This window comes from Acinetobacter sp. UBA991 (genome assembly GCF_002292065.1).
Lineage (GTDB): Bacteria > Pseudomonadota > Gammaproteobacteria > Pseudomonadales > Moraxellaceae > Acinetobacter > Acinetobacter higginsii.
Genome location: NZ_DBBF01000031.1, coordinates 30944 through 50107, shown reverse-complemented (window position 1 = coordinate 50107; position 19164 = coordinate 30944). Strand labels below are relative to the sequence as shown.

The 19164-nt window shown below is 41.6% G+C and carries 19 protein-coding genes and 1 pseudogene; 13 read left to right on the top strand and 7 right to left on the bottom strand.

From position 1 onward, the window contains the following. Positions 1 to 83: 83 nt before the first annotated feature. Genes B2727_RS13950 through B2727_RS13940 form a run of 3 tightly spaced genes read right to left on the bottom strand, consistent with a single transcriptional unit; the run spans position 84 to position 2984 of the window. Positions 84 to 812 (bottom strand): hypothetical protein, encoded by a 729-nt coding sequence (locus tag B2727_RS13950; RefSeq protein WP_033133260.1) that lies wholly within the window; start codon positions 810 to 812, stop codon positions 84 to 86. Positions 813 to 814: 2 nt separating this feature from the next. Beyond that, complete coding sequence (locus B2727_RS13945; protein ID WP_033133261.1) at positions 815 to 1693, bottom strand: DUF6502 family protein; 879 nt, start codon at positions 1691 to 1693, stop codon at positions 815 to 817. Positions 1694 to 1742: 49 nt separating this feature from the next. After that, the gene (locus B2727_RS13940; RefSeq protein ID WP_033133262.1) at positions 1743 to 2984 is read right to left on the bottom strand and encodes a cupin-like domain-containing protein; all 1242 of its coding nucleotides are present in this window, start codon (positions 2982 to 2984) and stop codon (positions 1743 to 1745) included. Between the two features lie 135 nt (positions 2985 to 3119). Here B2727_RS13940 and B2727_RS13935 point away from each other — a divergent pair, with 135 nt between their 5' ends. Beyond that, on the top strand, positions 3120 to 4628 hold the full coding sequence (locus tag B2727_RS13935; RefSeq protein WP_033133263.1) for a PT dipeptide repeat lipoprotein: 1509 nt from the start codon (positions 3120 to 3122) through the stop codon (positions 4626 to 4628). A 59-nt stretch (positions 4629 to 4687) separates the two neighbouring features. Here the strand turns inward: B2727_RS13935 and B2727_RS13930 are convergent, their stop codons facing one another. Beyond that, complete coding sequence (locus B2727_RS13930) at positions 4688 to 5623, bottom strand: lauroyl acyltransferase (protein ID WP_033133264.1); 936 nt, start codon at positions 5621 to 5623, stop codon at positions 4688 to 4690. Positions 5624 to 5762: 139 nt separating this feature from the next. Here B2727_RS13930 and B2727_RS13925 point away from each other — a divergent pair. Then, positions 5763 to 6286, top strand: a pseudogene (locus B2727_RS13925) (macro domain-containing protein). Positions 6287 to 6341: 55 nt separating this feature from the next. On the opposite strand, the gene B2727_RS13920 reads toward B2727_RS13925, so the two are convergent. Beyond that, the gene (locus tag B2727_RS13920; protein ID WP_033133265.1) at positions 6342 to 8237 is read right to left on the bottom strand and encodes an ATP-binding cassette domain-containing protein; all 1896 of its coding nucleotides are present in this window, start codon (positions 8235 to 8237) and stop codon (positions 6342 to 6344) included. Between the two features lie 32 nt (positions 8238 to 8269). Between B2727_RS13920 and B2727_RS13915 the strand changes: the two genes are divergently transcribed. After that, positions 8270 to 8515 (top strand): SlyX family protein, encoded by a 246-nt coding sequence (locus tag B2727_RS13915; RefSeq protein WP_004656007.1) that lies wholly within the window; start codon positions 8270 to 8272, stop codon positions 8513 to 8515. Between the two features lie 58 nt (positions 8516 to 8573). Here the strand turns inward: B2727_RS13915 and B2727_RS13910 are convergent, their stop codons facing one another. Next, complete coding sequence (locus B2727_RS13910) at positions 8574 to 9584, bottom strand: zinc-binding alcohol dehydrogenase family protein (RefSeq protein WP_033133266.1); 1011 nt, start codon at positions 9582 to 9584, stop codon at positions 8574 to 8576. Positions 9585 to 9683: 99 nt separating this feature from the next. Between B2727_RS13910 and B2727_RS13905 the strand changes: the two genes are divergently transcribed. The 8 genes from B2727_RS13905 (at position 9684) to B2727_RS13870 (ending at position 17708) form a co-directional block, all read left to right on the top strand. Then, a complete protein-coding gene (locus tag B2727_RS13905) occupies positions 9684 to 10046 on the top strand; it encodes a winged helix-turn-helix transcriptional regulator (protein WP_033133267.1) in 363 nt (120 codons plus the stop codon). A gap of 160 nt (positions 10047 to 10206) precedes the next feature. Further along, on the top strand, positions 10207 to 10656 hold the full coding sequence (locus B2727_RS13900) for a hypothetical protein (RefSeq protein WP_004802536.1): 450 nt from the start codon (positions 10207 to 10209) through the stop codon (positions 10654 to 10656). Positions 10657 to 10689: 33 nt separating this feature from the next. Then, positions 10690 to 13329, top strand: coding sequence for a type I DNA topoisomerase (gene topA / locus B2727_RS13895; RefSeq protein WP_033133268.1), 2640 nt, complete (start codon positions 10690 to 10692; stop codon positions 13327 to 13329). A 90-nt stretch (positions 13330 to 13419) separates the two neighbouring features. Further along, positions 13420 to 14178 (top strand): hypothetical protein, encoded by a 759-nt coding sequence (locus tag B2727_RS13890; RefSeq protein WP_005200281.1) that lies wholly within the window; start codon positions 13420 to 13422, stop codon positions 14176 to 14178. A 180-nt stretch (positions 14179 to 14358) separates the two neighbouring features. After that, a complete protein-coding gene (locus B2727_RS13885; RefSeq protein WP_033133269.1) occupies positions 14359 to 14931 on the top strand; it encodes an HdeD family acid-resistance protein in 573 nt (190 codons plus the stop codon). Between the two features lie 118 nt (positions 14932 to 15049). Beyond that, positions 15050 to 17029 (top strand): ATP-dependent helicase, encoded by a 1980-nt coding sequence (locus B2727_RS13880; protein ID WP_033133270.1) that lies wholly within the window; start codon positions 15050 to 15052, stop codon positions 17027 to 17029. Between the two features lie 64 nt (positions 17030 to 17093). Continuing rightward, positions 17094 to 17339, top strand: a complete 246-nt coding sequence (locus B2727_RS13875; RefSeq protein ID WP_033133287.1) for an RNA recognition motif domain-containing protein — start codon at positions 17094 to 17096, stop codon at positions 17337 to 17339. Positions 17340 to 17345: 6 nt separating this feature from the next. Next, a complete protein-coding gene (locus tag B2727_RS13870; RefSeq protein WP_033133271.1) occupies positions 17346 to 17708 on the top strand; it encodes an ASCH domain-containing protein in 363 nt (120 codons plus the stop codon). A gap of 12 nt (positions 17709 to 17720) precedes the next feature. Here the strand turns inward: B2727_RS13870 and B2727_RS13865 are convergent, their stop codons facing one another. Further along, positions 17721 to 18065, bottom strand: coding sequence for an EF-hand domain-containing protein (locus B2727_RS13865; protein WP_033133272.1), 345 nt, complete (start codon positions 18063 to 18065; stop codon positions 17721 to 17723). Between the two features lie 190 nt (positions 18066 to 18255). Between B2727_RS13865 and B2727_RS13860 the strand changes: the two genes are divergently transcribed. Beyond that, on the top strand, positions 18256 to 18759 hold the full coding sequence (locus B2727_RS13860; protein WP_005192240.1) for a DUF6586 family protein: 504 nt from the start codon (positions 18256 to 18258) through the stop codon (positions 18757 to 18759). A 103-nt stretch (positions 18760 to 18862) separates the two neighbouring features. Then, positions 18863 to 19141: a hypothetical protein gene (locus B2727_RS13855; protein ID WP_004802556.1), complete on the top strand. Its 279-nt coding sequence runs from the start codon at positions 18863 to 18865 to the stop codon at positions 19139 to 19141. The last annotated feature ends 23 nt before the right edge of the window (positions 19142 to 19164 follow it).

The window sequence follows — 19164 nt, the reverse complement described above, 5'->3', positions numbered from 1 at the left end:
AGTTTGAAAGCACAACCTCATTTGCCCGAGTTTTGCAGGATGCAGAACTCGGGTTTTAATTTTTTAGCCCGATTGTATACAGCTTATTGTTGTGGCTTTCTGCCAGAGGGTGGTTCGCTTTGTTCTGGTTTTGATGGTGGTAATTTTTCGCCCGATTTAGGGATCAGCTGTTGGGTGACTGGAAGATGAATGTCTAAGGTTGGGCAACTGCTCCAATGGGTTTGGGCATCGGGCAAATTAGATGTGTATTGTGTTGGGTACCGAACTAATAAAATGTCATCACCTTGTGGAATTTTAAAGTCAAACTCATAGGTTTTAACTTCATAAGGTTGTAAAACCTGCACAGTATATTGCTCTGCAGAACATCTTAAATATTGATCAGGAAGGAAATGTAATTTCCCTGACATTGCCCAAAATTCTACTTGATGACATTGAGGAATTTTTTCAAATATATAATTCGGCGTTGTATTCTTAATATTGATTTGAACGGTTTGTGAGGGACTACTTTGCTGAGCACCAGCTATCTGAGGATACTTAGTCCCAGCATCAATGAAATATATACTACGTTGTATTCCAGTACATTCATCATTTACGGCATTAGGGAAGGTAACAAAATAATCATATTGATCTTCCTCCTCATCATCTTTACCTTTATCGCCAGTGACAGGTGGATTTCCTCCACCAGGTAATGGCTTTTGTGTACCAGAGCCACTGCCACCTAGACTCACATTGGCAACAGAAAAGTTTTCTCCACAGGCGGTTAAGACAACCACTGAAATGAAAGAAACTGTCGCGAGCAATAAGCTTCTCATTGTTATTTATCCTTAAAAATATAAGGCACTTGTAGTTTTATCTGAGTATCGTACTGGTAGACACCAAAGCGAAATTGATAATGAGCATCATCTTTTTCTTGGTCTTGATCACAATGCTGAATCGCGGCATTTAAAAGTTGTTTTGCCATGTCTTGCCAAAGTGTAATACTCAACTGTCGAAGTGCCTCAACAGATTGTGCTGTTAATTTTTCGGCATGCACAGCTTGTTCAAGATGGGTAAAGGGTTTCTCACTGATAAAGTTATCAATCCCTGCAGCCAAATGGTCACTGAGATTGGCAGAAAACAGGGCTTTACTTTCTTGCATTTGGTTATCTGGGGTAAAGCTATGTTGTTGTAATACGACCTCTTGATTGATTTGAACAACTACACCTAAACGCTGTAATTCAAACAAAATCGAGCGCGGATGTTTTTCTGTTGAAATATGTTTAACCAAGGCTTCAAAACTATTTTCCTCACCGGAAACAGGAATTTGATGGGGCAGATCAAGGGCAATCCAGCGGGCAATGACGCGGGCAGGAACACTAATGGCAAAATTAGGAGCTTCATTGGTGACTTGATTGGCTTGCTGTCGAAAAGCGCTGACATCTTTACGATGCAGTCCCGATAATAAACTGACTGCTGAATCGGTTTTATTCTGTTTGATTCGTTCTAATTCAACCAAGGCTTGTTCATAAAAAATGGGTTTTAGCGCAGCCACGAAATCGGTATAGCCAACACCTGAATGGATTAACCAACGTGCGATATGCTGCATCATGGGGTAAATGCTATCCAACGTGGTTTCTGCATCTTGCGGAATCACACCTTGTGCATTCAATTCAGATGACGCTGTGTTGATGACTTGGTCTGTTGGTTTTACCATTAGAACACCTTAAGAACGGATTCGGTTAAGTCATTGGCTGACACAATTTTTAATGCCCGCTTAGTGAAGGAAAGGATTCAGCGCCCGCATTGTCGATATTGAAATGAGTAAAGGAAACACTCATAGAAATGTCTAAACTTTCGACACAATGCCACCAACCTAGCGGAATGAATAAGGCCTCGCCCTCATTCAGGATACATTCGATTTTGCTGCTATGGGCAAAATCTGGAAATGATTTCACTATATCAGGACGATGAGGATCGGCAATTTTACTAAATACGGCGACATCATTATAGAGGTGTGGTGTTTGCATTGCAGGAATCAGGGTGACTTTTTTCCGTCCATAAATTTGTACTAAAAAGTTATTGGTCAAATCATGGTGTAAGGGGGTAAAGGCACCTTTAGGGCCAAACCAGATGAAGCTACGATCATAGACTTGGGCGTGGTCCGTATAGCCATGAAAATGATCAATATCTTGAAACAATGCAGCCAGACTAGATTGGCTAGCTTTGGCATTGTTCGCTGTCATATAAAAATTATTGGAATGTGGGGTTTGTTCGATTAAATCAACAAAATCACTCATCCGCATTTTGGTTTTATGTTGAATCGAGTTACGTTCAAATAAAGGATCTTGCTCACGATTGAACTGAACTTCAATTTCTTGTGTACCGACAGCCTGTTTGAAATATTGTGGTGACCATTTGTGTAAAGCAGGCCAATGCTGGGTAGCATCAGTCAAAATTACCGGTAAGTTTCGGCTGTAATACTGTTGGATAAAATCTGCAAAATCAGGTTTTGAAATTCGCTTAATCTGCTGATATTCAGGATTTAAACGGGCAAAACGATCTAAAGTATGCAGCAGCCAATTACGTTTTTTGAGCAGGAAGTGCTGCTCTTCGGCGATTTGAAAATAAGGATGTTGCTTTAACTGTACCCATTCGAATGCAATATCGTTTTCATTCAATCCTTGCTTCATCAATGACTGATAAATCTCAGCTTTGCTTAAACCATCCAGTAGCATCTGAGCCAACCATTTTTTTTGTTCTGGTGTAAATGTACTGCTGAGTTGGGTTTGTTTTGTGGCTGCTGCCTGTTCAAGTTCTCGGTAGTGTTGCTCTTCAGCGTATATCGGAGCAGAAAAATCTTTATTTAGGTCAATTAAACCTTCACGCAACAGAATATTGGCTAAATCAATGGGAGCACAACCGCGCTCTAAATTTTCCTCTAACCATGCCTGCCATTCTTTCGGTAAGGCATTGAATTGTCTTGCTAAGTTTTCTTGAGCATCCATACCTTCGAACCATCAATAAGAAATGATTTTACCTTTCGTTATTAATTTACGCATAAACATATTTGCACTCAAGCATAAAAGTGTTAAATTTTCACATACACAAATATGTGAAAAAATCACACAGAGGGTGATGCAATGAAAAATATATGGACTCAACTAGCACTTAGCGTAACTTGCGCAATCTTGGTGGGCTGTGGATCTGATAATGATTCAGATTCAACGCCTACACCAACCCCAACACCTACCCCGACTCCAACGCCCACCCCGACTCCTACACCAACTCCAGTCGTGGCTGATCGTTTTGTGGGTTCATGGTTGGGTGGATTCTGTCATAAGGGAGCACGAACCAATTTAACAGTACATAAAGCGTCCGAAAACAGCGTTCGCTTTACCATTGAAACCCGTCAATTTGAAAAAGAGGATTGTACTGGTGCAGTCATTAAAAATTACGATGTTGCATCGGATGATGCACTGATTAGCGAGATTGCAGCGACTGAAACCAGCGGTACAACCACGGCAAATCGAGTGAAATATAGTGATCGCTATCGACCAAATGGAATTGCTTCAGCTTATGCCTTTAAAGGTGATGGCATGTGTGCAGTGAGTGAAACAGCGAATATTAAAGATATTCAAACTTATATGGATTCAGTCGATCCATCTAAAGTTGTCACTTGTTATACCCGTACCAATGTCGAAGGCTATAGCTTATTAAAACCGACTGTGAGTAAAGCAACAGCAAGTTATCGTCTACTCGATAATCAAGCGTCTTGGGCCAATTTCTTGGCGCAAGCCAATGAGCAGGGTAGTCAAGGTTTTGCCTTGGCGGGTACATCATTGGATGTAAAAAAAGCCAATAGTGATTTCCCTGAACCTAAAAACTTATATGTAAAAAATAATGCTTCAACCGATACCTATAGCTATAAAATTGCTGATATCACCACCAATGTGATCGCAAATAGATATGTGCTCAAATTAGCTGAAATGAAAAAGCAAGGTGAGTCTGGCTTTATTTATAAGTCGTTCTTAAGAGAGGATCCAAGCAATACCTATAAATATTTATTTGTGAAAAATGATAAGAAGCCCGCAACCTATACTTATGACAATCGCTTTTTAACCAATAAAACCAGAGCAAGTATTCTTGCTGCATTTAATGAGCTCGGCGCACAAGGCTGTAAATTAATCTCTGCGGGTGAAGACTTCACAACCAATGGTACCAAGAATGACATGTATTACATCCCAACTTGTGTAAATAGCAGCGCCCATAATGGGACCTATAGCTATCGTTATTTTGACATGCCAAAAACGGAAGCAGGATTCTTTGAGGATAATCCAACCAAACTAGATGCGTTGCTAAAACAGCAAGCTGCAGAAGGTTATTATTTGATTGATAAAGATAATTCGATTGGATTTGGTGTGTTACAACAAGGCTATTTATTTGAACGCGATAGTGAAAGCACAGCCAGCATTGAATCAAAAGTCTTTAAAGAAGATGCGATTTATAAGCTTGATCTACCGAGCGAGATTCAAAACCGTTTACAAGATCAAGGTAACTTAGGTTGGTTCATTAATGTCAAATTGGGTTCAGTGTATAGTAATACCCCAACTTATTTTGATTTAAGTACGGGTGTGATTTTCCCGAATTAATTGTGGTTATTGCTTTAGAAAAAAGCCGCTTCATTGATTCATGAGGCGGCTTTTTTAGCTTAATAAATTTTGTCGTAACCTTCAGCACGGGTTTTAAAACGACGATGGAACCACATCCATTGCGTAGGTGCGATACGGAGTTGAGCTTCAATAATTTTATTCACGCGAATCGCATCATCGACTTCATCTTCGCTTGGCATATTGTCCACAACTGGCTCAATCAGTACTTTATATTTTGGGTTGCGAACATCGCCATAACGATAGAAATATAAGGGGATTGCAACCGCTTTCGAAATTTTGAGTAAACGACGATGAGCAGTCACGGTTGCCGCTGGAACACCAAAGAAAGGAGCCATCACGCCTTGTTTTAAACCAAAATCTTGATCAGGACTATACCAGATTGCACCACCATCTTTGAGTCGACGGATCAAACCACGCATATCATCGTGATCGATTTGATGTTGATAAATGGTGGCACGACAGCGATAAATCAGCATATCCAACAGCGGATTGTTTTGTGGGCGATACACCACATCGGGTTCAAAATATTGAGAACAGATATAACCGCCTGCATCTAATAAGGTGCTGTGGGTGCCGAGTAATAACACGCCTTTACCTTGTGCTTTTGCATCGGTGATATGTTCTAAGCCTTCAATACTATGGCGGCCTTTAAACCATTTGGGACAGTACCAAGCATTGAGGGTTTCAAATACACCAAGCATCATATCCACGAAAACTTGTTTGGCTTGTGCTTCAACCTCGGCAGGCGACCACTCTGGAAAACACAACTCTAAATTCCGAAGTGTGGTTTTACGGCGTGATTTGAGCACGCGCCAGCATAAAGCGGCTAAACCATGTGCCAAGCGCCATTGAATAGCCCACGGGAGAATGGCCAATAGCATAAGAAAAAGAATGGCGATCCAAATTTTCCAGTATTTGGGTAATAGAAATTTCCATTGAAATTCGCCAGGGATATAAGACTGATTTTGACTCATAAACTTAGTAAAGAGAATAACGTTGAATTTCAGAGCAGTGTAACATGAAGTGAGTTTGGCAACTTTAAATGTAAAATAAAACTAAAGCTGTTTTTATCGTTCACGATCTCTTATATAACACACTGAGAAGGGGAATCTTTTGAAAAGTATCAGAATAATCAAAGGGGATATTACCCCAATCGGGGTAGATGCAATTGTTAATGCAGCCAATACTTCACTATGAGGTGGGGGGATGGCGCGATCCATCGTCGTGGTGGCGCAGCGATTTTGGCAGATTGTCAAAAGATTCGTACCAAGCAAGGTGGTTGTACAGTTGGCGAAGCGGTCGTGACCACAGCAGGAAATCTGCCTGCTAAATATGTCATCCATACGGTTGGACCGACTTGGGTCGATGGGCAGCATCAGGAAGAGAGACTATTGGAAAGTGCCTATCTCAATAGTTTTAAATTAGCAGAAGAGATGAAACTACAAAGCCTTGCATTTCCCAATATTTCAACGGGGATTTATCGCTTTCCGAAACAACTAGCCGCACAGATCGCCTTAAAGACCATTGCTGAACAACTAAGTAAGGTAATATGTGTACAACAGGTTGTTTTTATTTGTTTTGATGATGAAAATTTTAATATTTACCAGAAATTTAAAGAAGGTTTTAATTTGAACTGAATTGAGTATCTGAGGTAGGAGCATTTACCCTCGAAAGGATAAATGCTCAATCAACTTAGTTGCCTTTAGACATATTTTCTAAAATGTCCCAGCGTTCCAATTTTTCTAGCAATACTTCTTCAATTTCTGCTAGGCGTTGGCTGGCTGCAGTTGCGGCATTGGCATCTGAAACAAACCAAGACCCATCAGCTAATTTTTCTGATAATTCTACTTGTTCAGTTTCCAATTTTTCAATCTCAGCAGGCAGTTGCTCAAGCTCACGCTGATCTTTATAACTGAGTTTTACCTTTTTAGGTGCTGCGGCCGCCTCTGCTTTGGCTTGCGCTTTTTTTACATCGCTTTTCTGATCAACGACCTTCTGATCTGGGCGTTGTTCCAAATAGTCTTGATAGCCACCGATGTATTCATCAATGTTACCTTTACCATCAAATACCCATGTCGAAGTTACGACATTGTCCATAAAGGCACGGTCATGCGAGATCAACAGCAATGTACCTTTATAGTCAGACAGCATTTCCTCAAGTAGCTCAAGTGTCACCATATCCAAGTCATTGGTTGGCTCATCCATGACGATTAAATTCGATGGTTTGAGCAATAATTTTGCCAATAAGATACGGTTTCTCTCACCACCAGATAGGGCTTTAACTGGGGTGCGCGCACGTTCTGGCGAGAATAAAAAGTCTTGCAGATAACTATAAATATGACGGCGGTTACCATTCACATCAACAAAATCAGAACCTTCTGAAACGTTGGCCATCACGGTTTTTTCAAGGTCTAAGGCATTACGCAACTGGTCAAAATAAGCAACTTCGAGTTGAGTACCGGTTTTCACAGAACCACCGTGCTCAATCTCACCTAAAATCGCTTTAATCAAGGTGGTTTTACCCACACCATTGTCACCAACTAAACCAATACGATCACCACGTAGTACGATAGCAGAGAAATCTTTGATCAGTGGTTGTTGGCCATAGCTGACGCTGAGATTTTCAATTTCAAATACCAGCTTACCAGAGCGATTGGCTTCTTGCGTTGCCATACTGACTTTGCCTTGTTGTGAACGACGTGCTTTAGATTGTTCACGTAAGTCTTGCAACGCACGGACACGACCTTCGTTACGAGTACGGCGTGCTTTAATGCCTTGACGAATCCAAGCTTCTTCCTCAGCTAACTTTTTATCAAATAAAGCATTTTGTTTTTCTTCTGCTTCCATTTGTTGTGCTTTGAGATCGAGATAGCGAGAATAATTACCTTCGTAGCTACGCAAAATACCACGATCAAGCTCAACAATACGGGTCGCAATGCTGTCAACAAATGAACGGTCATGCGAAATAAACAGCAGGGTCAGGTTATTTTGATCCAATAAAAACTTTTCTAACCATTCGATACTTTCAACATCTAAATGGTTGGTAGGTTCGTCTAGTAACAATACATCAGGTTGAGTGAGTAGAGCACGTGCCAATAACACACGACGTTTACGACCACCCGATAAATCCGCTAGATCTGCGTTAGGATCAAGTCCCATTTTACTGAGAATCGAGTTGACCTTGTTTTCTAATGCCCAACCATCCAACTGATCCAGTTTGTGCTGTAGCATGCCCATGCGGTCGCAAGCTTCCATATCACCCAATACGCAGGCATCACTGGCTTCATGGTATTCTTTCAATACAATAGATGCTTCGCCTGCACCATCGGCAACAATGTCAGCAACTTTGCCTGAGTCCATTGGGACGTCTTGGGCTAACATTGAAACAGTTAAACCATTTTGAATTGAAACTTCACCGTTATCCGGTAACAAGCTTCCCTCAATCAGTTTTAATAAAGTAGACTTACCTTCTCCATTACGACCAATTAAACAGACTCGCTCGCCACGTTCTAGGTTGAAGTTCGCGCCGTCGAGTAAGGCAGGTCCGCCAAATGCGAGATGGACATCCCTTAAAGTAATATAGGCCATAATGTTTCCTAAAAGTTCAGATGAGGTCTGAAATGACTAAACCACAAAATTTTGATAATCACGCGTCATTCTCCGCACCCATTGAAGATTTGCAAGTCCGAATTGCATTTTTAGATGATTTAGTTGAACAATTGAATCAGCAACTCGCAATTCAAACGCAGGAAATTGCTGATTTAAAAAAACAAATGCAATTTTTATATCGTCGGGTTGAATCTTCAGATTTATCGGAAGGAATTGCAGCTTTTGATCCGATAAATGATAAACCACCACATTATTAATAAATCTTGCAGCAATGCTAAGTGGCATGACTGCAAGATTTAGGTTGTATAACTGCATTTAAAAACCATGCAGGACAATTTTTCCTTTGGTCGTGCCACTTTCGATTTGTTGGTGTACACGTTTTAGGTTTTCTGCATTGATTGGCGAAAGTACCTGGCTCACTGTGGTTTTAATCTTTCCCTCATCAACTAAGCTTGCAACTTGATTCAAAAGTTGGCTCTGTTGGATCATATCTTCAGTCTGGTACATAGAGCGCGTGAACATAAACTCCCAGTGCACCGAAACAGACTTTGATTTAAAGGGCTTAATGTCGAGTTGTTCAGGGTCATCAATTAAACCGAAACGACCTTGTGCTGCGATCAGTTCTGCAATATCCGCGAGATGCTGATCGGTTTGCGTGGTTGAAAATACATATAAAGGCGCATTTAAGCCGAGCTGCTGAATTTGTGGAGCTAAAGCTTGGCGATGGTCTAGGACATAATCAGCACCCAACTGTTTTACCCATTCAGACGTTTCTGGTCGAGATGCGGTACTGATGATGGTTAGATTGGTTAATTGTTTGAGCAATTGAATGGTGATTGAACCCACCCCACCAGCACCGCCAATGACGAGGATTGAAGTGTTCTCAGCCGCAGCTCGAGGAACTTGTAATCGATCAAACAGCATTTCCCATGCGGTAATGGCGGTTAAAGGTAGCGCTGCCGCTTCGCTAGCATCAAGTGACTTGGGTTTATGTCCGACAATACGCTCGTCAACCAATTGTAATTCACTATTACTGCCTTGTCGGTTGAGTGCACCTGCATACCAGACGAGGTCACCAATTTTGAACTGAGTGACGTGTTCGCCAATCGCCTCAACGACACCCACTGCATCCCAGCCCAGAATTTTCCATTGCTGATCTTCTGCACTTTTATTGTTCCGAATTTTGGTATCGACTGGATTGACCGAAACAGCTTGCACACGAACGAGTAAATCATGTCCATGTGCAATAGGTGAGTCGATCTCAATGTCTACAAGCGCATTGTCTAAACGAATTGCACCTGCCTTTTGATATGCCACAGCTTTCATGGTTTTGCTTCCACTTGATTGGAATCTCAGCATAACTTAAGCTTAATTTTAGTGACTACAGACAAATAACGCTCATAGTGTCAAAAAGGATACTGTAAAATGGCAAAAATGCGACATTCGAGCTTTGATTGTTCCCCGGGTTGTTCCGTCGAAGCCGCCATCAGTTTGATTGATGGTAAATGGAAATGTGTCATTCTCTGGCACTTATTTAATGAAGGCACTTTACGATTTAATGAAATTCGTAAGCGTGTACCGAGTATTACCCAGAGAATGCTCACCAATCAACTCCGTGAATTAGAACAAGATGGCATTCTGCATCGAGAGGTCTATCCGCAGGTTCCTCCAAAAGTTGAATATTGTTTAACTGATTTAGGTCGTAGTCTGGAGCATATTATTGTTGCATTAAAGAATTGGGGCGATGCACATCTTGATCAATTCGGAAAATTAACCCTGATTGAATGAAAGTAAGCGCGTTAAAAGGATTGGGCATTTAGGCTTTTGATCGTCTGAAAAAGGGATGCTTTAAAGGGTGCAGTTGAATACAAGATTATTTTTTACGTTGAAACTTGCCTTTTTGATTCAACTTATGTAACGCTAATAAAAGAAAGTTTTGGGCTACTTTATGAGTAATATTGGAATTTGGATCACGGTTGCGATTGTACTGTTTGTACTTGGCTCGATTTTTGGCTTGCGTGTCAGTCCACGAGAAAAGGCATTGGGTATGATGCGTGATCAGGCGCGCAAAATGGGATTGCATCCGCGTTTAATCGTTGCGCCAGAATGGACCAAGATTCCAATGGCATCGGAAAAACGTGCCAGTATGGTGGCTTATTATAGTGTGCTGATTCCAGATGCTCGTTTGGCGTTAATGCGGGCGCGGGTGGTGGATGGCAAGCTTCAGGTTGTGCAAGGGGATCAGAAATTTAATGATTTAACCATTGCATTAAAAGGAGTTTATGCTATTGATATGCAGGCAAACTGTGTCGGACTGTATTGGGATGAAGAAACTGACCTAAGAGCCACACAGCTTGAACAGATAAAAGCTTATTTACATGATTTAGCACAGCGCTAACTCTCTGATTGATCATAGGAAAAACGATTTATTATGGCGAATACTCCACGCTCTGCTTCAGAAAGCACAGCAGCTTCCGCATCTGCTGCAAAGAAACGTGCCTTAGTGATTGTGGAGTCGCCTGCAAAAGCGAAAACAATTAATAAATATTTGGGTTCACAATATGTGGTGAAGTCATCTGTCGGTCATGTGCGTGATTTACCGACAGGAGGCGGGGCGAAATCCACTGAAAAGAAGCCCGCAACCCGTGCCAAATTAACGGATCAACAGAAAGCCGAAAAAGCACAGTCTGCGCTGATCAACCGTATGGGGGTCGATCCAGAGCATGATTGGATCGCACACTATGAAGTGCTCCCGGGCAAAGAACATGTAGTTGCCGAACTGAAAAAACTCGCCAAAGATGCAGATGCAATCTATCTCGCAACGGACTTGGATAGAGAAGGGGAAGCAATTGCTTGGCATTTAAGAGAAGTGATTGGTGGGGATGATAGTCGCTACCATCGTGTGGTCTTTAACGAAATTACCAAGAATGCTATTCAAGAAGCATTTAAACAGCCAACACGACTTGATTTAAACCGTGTTAATGCTCAACAGGCGCGTCGTTTCCTTGACCGTGTTGTGGGCTTTATGGTGTCGCCATTACTATGGGAAAAGATTGCCCGTGGTTTATCGGCAGGACGCGTGCAATCAGTTGCTGTGAAACTGGTGGTTGAACGTGAACGTGAAATCCGTGCATTTATTCCAGAAGAATACTGGCAAGTTTTTGCAGATACCATTTCTAAGAAAGAAGACATTCGCTTAGAAGCGGTTAAGCAAGCAGGTAAAACACTTAAGCTTAAAAATAAAGCCGAAACAGATGCCTTACTCAGTGTATTAAAAGATGCTGAATATAAAGTTGCACTACGTGAGGATAAACCAACCAAAGTTAATCCGAGTGCACCGTATATCACTTCAACCTTACAACAAGCGGCGAGTACGCGTTTAGGTTTCTCTGTAAAGAAAACCATGATGCTAGCGCAGCGTTTGTATGAAGGTGGTTTCATTACCTATATGCGTACAGACTCAACCTTTTTAAGTGATGACGCTGTGAATATGGTGCGTAACCATATTCAACAAAATTTTGGTGAAAAATATGTCCCTGCCAAGCCAAATCGCTATGGCAATAAAGCAGGTGCACAAGAAGCCCATGAAGCAATCCGTCCTTCAGATGTTGCTTTGACTGGCGATAAACTTGCAGGTGTCGAGCGTGATGCACAACGTTTATATGATTTGATTTGGCGTCAATTTGTTGCCTGTCAAATGACACCAGCAGAATATTTATCTTCGACCTTGACTGTTGAAGCGTCAAATGTTGAGTTAAAGGCGAAAGGCCGTACGCTGGTATTTGATGGTTTTACCCGTGTTCGTGGTGCAAATAAATCTGATGATGATATTTTATTGCCTGCGGTGAAAGTGGGTGAAGTACTTAAGTTAGAAAAACTTGATCCGAGTCAGCATTTTACCAAGCCACCTGCACGCTTTACCGAAGCGTCTTTGGTGAAAGAATTAGAGAAGAAAGGGATTGGTCGTCCATCGACTTATGCTGCGATTATTTCGACTATTCAAGAACGTGGTTATGTAAAACTGGAAAACCGTCGTCTCTTTGCCGAGAAGATGGGTGAGATCGTGACGGATCGTCTGGATGAAAGTTTTAATAACCTGATGAATTATGCCTTTACTGCTGATTTAGAAGGTCAATTAGACCGTGTCGCAATGGGTGAGCGTAACTGGAAAGAGTTACTGGATACCTTCTACGGTGATTTCAAGAAACGTTTGACTAATGCGCAGGGTGAAAGCGGCATGCGCCGTAATCAGCCAGTCGAAGTTGCCGATGTCTCTTGTCCTGAATGTTCGCGTCCAATGCAGGTTCGTACCGGAACAACAGGTGTATTCTTAGGGTGTTCAGGTTATAACCTGCCACCGAAAGAGCGTTGTAAAGGCACACTCAACTTAACACCAGTTGAGTCTTTGGCGGCATTGTCGGATGATGATGGAGCTGAAACAGCAGATTTGATGTCGAAACACCGTTGTCCTAAATGCGGTACAGCAATGGACAGCTATGTGGTCGATGGTGGTCGTAAATTGCATGTCTGTGGTAATAACCCTGATTGTGATGGTTACGAAGTCGAGGAAGGTGAATTCAAGATTAAGGGCTATGATGGTCCAACCATTCCATGTGATAAATGTGATGGTGAAATGCAGTTAAAGACAGGTCGTTTTGGCCCTTACTTTGCCTGCTCAAGTTGTGACAATACCCGTAAAGTATTAAAGAGCGGCCAACCAGCACCGCCGCGTGTTGATCCAATCAAAATGGAACACTTACGTTCAGCCAAGCATGATGATTTCTTCGTATTACGTGATGGTGCAGCAGGTCTGTTCTTAGCAGCCAGCAAATTCCCGAAAATCCGTGAAACACGTGCACCGAAAGTGGCTGAATTACGCAGTGTGGCTGAGCAGCTTGATCCGAAATATCAGTTCTTGTTAGAAGCTCCAGATGTCGATCCAGAAGGTAATCCAACGGTAGTGAAATTCAGCCGTAAGAACCAAGCACAGTATGTAGGTTCTGAGACTGCTGAAGGCAAGCAAACCAAGTGGAGTCTGGTTTTCCAAGATGGGAAATGGGTAGAAGCTTAAACATTAAGGTTAAAAAAAATGCTGGCGATTGCTGGCATTTTTTATAGCATAAAGAAAAACAATAATGACTTTGGGTTGGGGGAGAAATTCATGTGGAAAAATATCCGAGTTGCATGTTTATTGCTGGTATTGTTAATTGTTGCGATCAATGCTTATCGTGATCAAAATCAGGATTGGAATCAGCCGATTAATGTACTGCTGCATCCGATTAATGCCGATGGTTTAGCTACAACACAGCAGTATATTCAACAATTGCAGCAAGATGATTTTGCTGAGGTGAAGCAGTATCTAGAAAAAAATAGCCAGCAATATCGAGGGCAAAGCAGCTACTTTATGGTTCAAATCGGACGGGAATTGCAACAAGCACCACCGAAGATGTCTGAGCAGCCGAGTATTCTGAATAATATTCTATGGAGTCTCAAGTTTCGCTTTTATGCATGGAAGCAGCATCAATCCTCAGATGGTTCACCGAGTTTAACTCTATATCTGAATTTCTATGATCCGAAGCAAAGTCGGGAACTCAAGCACTCAACTGCGCTGGAACGTGGGCGCATTGGTTCAGTCAATTTATTTGCATCAGCAAAACAGGCAGAACAGAACAATGTGGTCTTGGTACATGAGTTATTACATGGTTTTGGCGCGACCGATAAATATAACTTAGCCAATGGTGAACCTATTTTTCCGATTGGCTATGCACAGGCAGATAAACAGCCGCTCTATCCACAAACTGAAGCTGAAATAATGGGTGGACGGATTCCACTGTCCGAACACAAAAGTAAAATGCCAAACGATTTAGAACAAACTGTGATCAGTGTGCTGACCGCCCAAGAAATAGGCTGGATCAAATAAATTGTGGATAAGTTCCGACTTATTCATATCTTTAAAAAAAATAATGACACAACTTAAAAAGATCAAAGAAAACATCCATTTTCTGACATTCCGTCATTAATTCTCAACATGCCTTATACAGAACTCAGTGAAAAACGCGATCAATATAGAGATATAACATTGATGATAAAAGAGTAAATAATGATGAAAACAGTGGGTAACGATCTAATTCGCAATCAGCTGCACGCTGATCGTAAATGGTATCTGTTATTGGGCGTATTATTGGTTATTTTTGGCCTTGTTCTTTTAGCGGCTTTACCCTTTGCAACACTATCTGCGGTATTGCTGTTCGGTGTGTTGATGATGTTGGGTGGTATCTTGCATTTTGTTGCCGCATTTATGGTGTTTAAAGGGGGGACACGTTGGTTGTGGGCCTTGTTTGGTGTGCTGTATCTGGCAGCAGGTTACTTTGCGTTTACTACACCCGTGATTACCGCGGTGGTACTCACCAGTTTCTTGGCGGTTGCCTTAATTATTGCAGGGATTATCCGTACCGTGAACGCCTTTATCCTTAGACCAATTTCAGGCTGGGGATGGGTGCTGTTTTCCGGCATATTAACCTTACTCACAGGTATTCTCATTCTTTCATCACCTGATTCACCGTTCTGGGTATTGGGGATGTTCCTTGCGATTGATATTCTATTCCAAGGCATTAATTACCTGACTTTTGCTGGCGCAATTAAGCAGTTACCACATAGCTCAACCACAATTTAAACGATCAAGTTAAAACTAAGAGCATGTAATACACATGCTCTTTTTGTTTTTGTAGTCGGAAACATTTCGATGGCTTGAGTCTGCTAAAATAGTATTTCGTTTTTAATTGACCGATTGTATGACGCTTGCCAAGCTAATTGATGAACTGAATCCTCAACAAAAACAAGCAGCCACAACGACAGCACAAAATTGTCTGGTCTTGGCTGGAGCAGGTTGTGGTAAAACCAAAACCATCGTGGCAAGAGCAGCATATTTAATTGATCAGGGTTTAGCTGCACAACAAATTCAGATTCTGACCTTTACCCGACGTTCAGCAAGTGAAATCGTGACGCGTGTTGAACAACATATGGGCGCACAGGCCAAAGGTTTACGTGCATCAACCTTTCATACTTTTTGTATGTATCTATTGCGCCGTAATCCACGTGCTTTTGGCCTGACCCAGTTCAGTATTATTGATCGAGATGATCAGTTGCTGATGTTCCGCTTATTGCGTGGTAAAGATAAGGGCAATGTCTTGCCGAAGGCTGCGGAGTTATGCGATCTGTATTCTTATGCGCGGAATACCAAAACCAAATTGTCAGATGCATTGATTGAGCAGTTACCCCAAGCGGTTGAGTACAAAGCTCAAATTGTTGAATTGATGAAAGCCTATGAGCAACGCAAGCAAGAGCGTAATTTTCTTGATTATGATGACATCCTGTCTATTGTTGCCGTGCATTTGCAAAGTTCACTAGAGTTAGTGAAGTGGGTCACTGGTTTTTGTTCTGCCTTACTGGTTGATGAAATGCAGGATACTAATCCACTGCAATGGGCTTTGCTTCAGCCTTTAGTTGGCAAGGTAAAACTGTTTTGCGTAGGGGATGATGCACAATCCATTTATGGCTTTCGTGGCGCAGATTTTGAAAATATTCATCATTTTAAAGAGCGTGTACCCGATGCGGAAGTGCTGACTTTGGAAATGAATTATCGTTCGACCCAAGGTATTTTAGATTTATCCAATTGGCTGCTGGAGCAGAGCCAAATTGAATATGACAAGCATCTACAGGCTTATCGGGGCAAAGGTTTAAAGCCACAACTGCATATCTTGAGCAATGAGTTTGAAGAAGCCAACTGGATTATTCAGGATTTGAGTCGCCGTCATATGCAAGGTGCGGCATGGGCAGAACATATGGTGTTGCTGCGCTCAGGTTTTAGTGGGCGTTATTTGGAAGGTGCTTTGATTGCAGCCAATATCCCTTATCGTTTTGTTGGTGGGGTAAAACTGCTTGAGTCTGCACATGTTAAAGACGTATTGAGCTTACTTCGGGTCAGCGTTAACCCACAAGATGATTTAGCCTGGATGCGTTTCCTGACGCTTTGGGATGGCGTGGGCGATGTGGGTGCCAGTAAATTGGCGCAAGAGCTGATTCAACTGCCTGATATCAAAGCCCGTTGCCAACGTTTAGAGCGGCATGGCAAAGTACCACAACAGGCGATTTTAATTTTGATGCAGCTCGATGTATTGCAGCAGCATGTTGAAGCTTGTATTGGCCTCGCACTGGATGCGCTAAATGAACAGCTGGAAAATAATTATAAAACGAAAGATTGGTCACGCCGTGTTAAAGACTTTGATTTGGTCAAGCAATTGGCACGTAAACACAGTGCTCTTGGGGAGTTCTTAGAGGAATATGTACTTGATCCAATTTCTATCTCAGAAATTGATAAAACACCTGACCAAGATTTAGTGACGCTGATTACCATCCATTCAGCTAAGGGCGCTGAACAAAAAGTCTGTTATGTCCCACATGTTTCTCCGAATCAATATCCTCATGCACGTGCACAAGGCGATTTTGATGATGTGGAGGAGGAGCGTCGTGTGCTGTATGTGGCCTTAACACGTGCAGAAGATGAATTGATTTTGACCAAACAGAATTTAAATTTATGGTCACAAGATCAATATGATGAGTTAGGAAGAAAAATAGAAAGTTACTTCCTCAATGATTTACCTCAACATTTAGTCGATGTTCAGATTCATCGAGATATTCCACGTGGCTATGGTCAAAGCAATCGTTCTCGTGCTACCACAATCAATTTAGGTTTTGGGATTGATTTCGATTAAACTAGGCAGATTCAATTTCTTTTGATTCATTGATTCTACAATGAATCATCTTTTAGGTTTTAGCATGAAAATTTTAGTTCGTAATTTAGACCGTAATGTGACTGATGCGGAAATTCTCGACTTATTCAAAGCATATGGAAAAGTTGAGTCTTGTATCGTGGTCAAAGACGAAGCAACGGGGAAATCGAAAGGTTTTGGTTTTGTTGAAATGCCAAATCCACGTGAAGCGATTAAAGCAATTAAAGGTTTAAATACCTTGAAAGTAAAAAGCCAAGGCATTCGTGTCAAAGCTGCGGATGATAAAGCTTAATTATCAATGTTAAAGCAATATACTGCTTTATCAATTGTTGCACCAAATGCTGAGCGAATAGCGAAGAAAATAAAAACTCTTGAAGTTCGCTCATGGCAACCTGAAATGTTGCCATTAAAAGATTTGATAATTGTAGAGAATCAAAACTTTCTTTTGAGTGATGGGGATGAAGACGTTGGTTTTGCAGTTGCATTGGTGGATATTGAATCAGTGCATCCATGGCGATCTGATGAAGTTGACGCAGCTTGTGCAACGTATTGGGCTGAAGGATATTTTGCTTGGGTTATTGGTAATATTCGTCCGATTGATCCACCGATTCAAATCATTGCCAAACGAAAACTCTATCTGCTTGAGTTGGACATTGGATAACGTATCCTACCGTTATTTACCCCAAGTTGAACCCCAGCCCTGACAAGGGTTTGAAAAATATTGATAGATATTGATCATTTCTTGCTGATCGATCAGACCATTGTGATTAAGGTCTAAAGCTTTAAAGATCTTTATTCTTTTGGAATCAATTGTGAGGACCTGTTTTTGCCAAGCAACGGGTTGGCCTTGTAACTGGATCAGTTTTTTCCATTCATTTAGATCAATCATTTGATCATGGTTTACATCATAATCTGTATAGAGCTTTTCCCAGTCTAATCCTGCCGGCTCACAGCTGTAGGTGGTTGGGATGACCACACAGCATATTAAGCTCAGTATGGCTTGTTGAATATGACGCATGGGTAGGCTCAAAAGATATTGATTTTATCATTAAAGCATTTAATCTTAGGTAGGGTCTATTGATATTTCAGCTGTACCCCTGAGCAAGAGTAAAGCACTGCTTTAATCGCAGCGCAATCAGCGTTATCGCTCGTAAGGTGTAATCTCAATAGTCCCTAAACCAAGCGAAAGGATCTTGAAGGAAAATATTATGTCCCGTGTTGCTCGTTATCATGCAGATCGTACCAATCAAAAACTGTATTTTGCTCGTCTTGCATGTCAACAAGCGGAGCAAACTGAGCATATTCAGCAGGCACAGGCCTATCGCGAAGCTGCGGTTTTCCATTTGCATGGTGCACTTTTAGCTTTCTTGCAGGAATTGGTACGTTATTACCGTCTCAATGATTTACAGCCGACCTTTAAATCGATTGAAGAGCATATGGCAGATAAAGGGCAGGTTTCACCTGAGGTTTTAGTTTTGCAGCAATTGGCTAAAGATGGTTTTGTGGCAGAGTTAAAGCGTGCATACCGTATGTGTCAATATGCACCTGAGCCTACAGCACCTGAACCTGAAAATGAGACGTCCTCAAATCTGATCATCAAGGTCACTCAAAGTCCGCAGGCTTGGTTGCCCGATGCCAAAATTTTACGTGAATGGCATCGTGAATTGAGTCATTTAATTGATGGTTTCCGTAATGAAATGGTTGAGTTCTAAGTCGAATGTTTAAAGCGACTTGAAATCTATGCCAACAGTACTTATATAAATAAGACGTGAGCGCAAAATACTTTGCCACCATGTTGAAGCATGGAGAAAATTTATGTCAATGCAACAGTTAAAAGAATTATTTGGTAATCAAGAAGCAGTTCTTGAGTTGGTCCAACTCGAGGGTGGTGAGCTGGCTTTGCGCAATGCGGGTTCTGAAAATGAGCCTTTAGTTAAGATACAGTTTAGTGATGAGGTCAAAGCCATACTTGGCGATCAAACAGCAACTGTCGCACAGCATATGATTCAAGCGGCTTTGTTTGGTCTGTTAGAAAAGCAGATGAATGAGTGGCAAGCTGAAGTCGTCGATGAGCAACCTCAACACTTGAGTTAATCTCAAAAATAAAAAAGCGTACT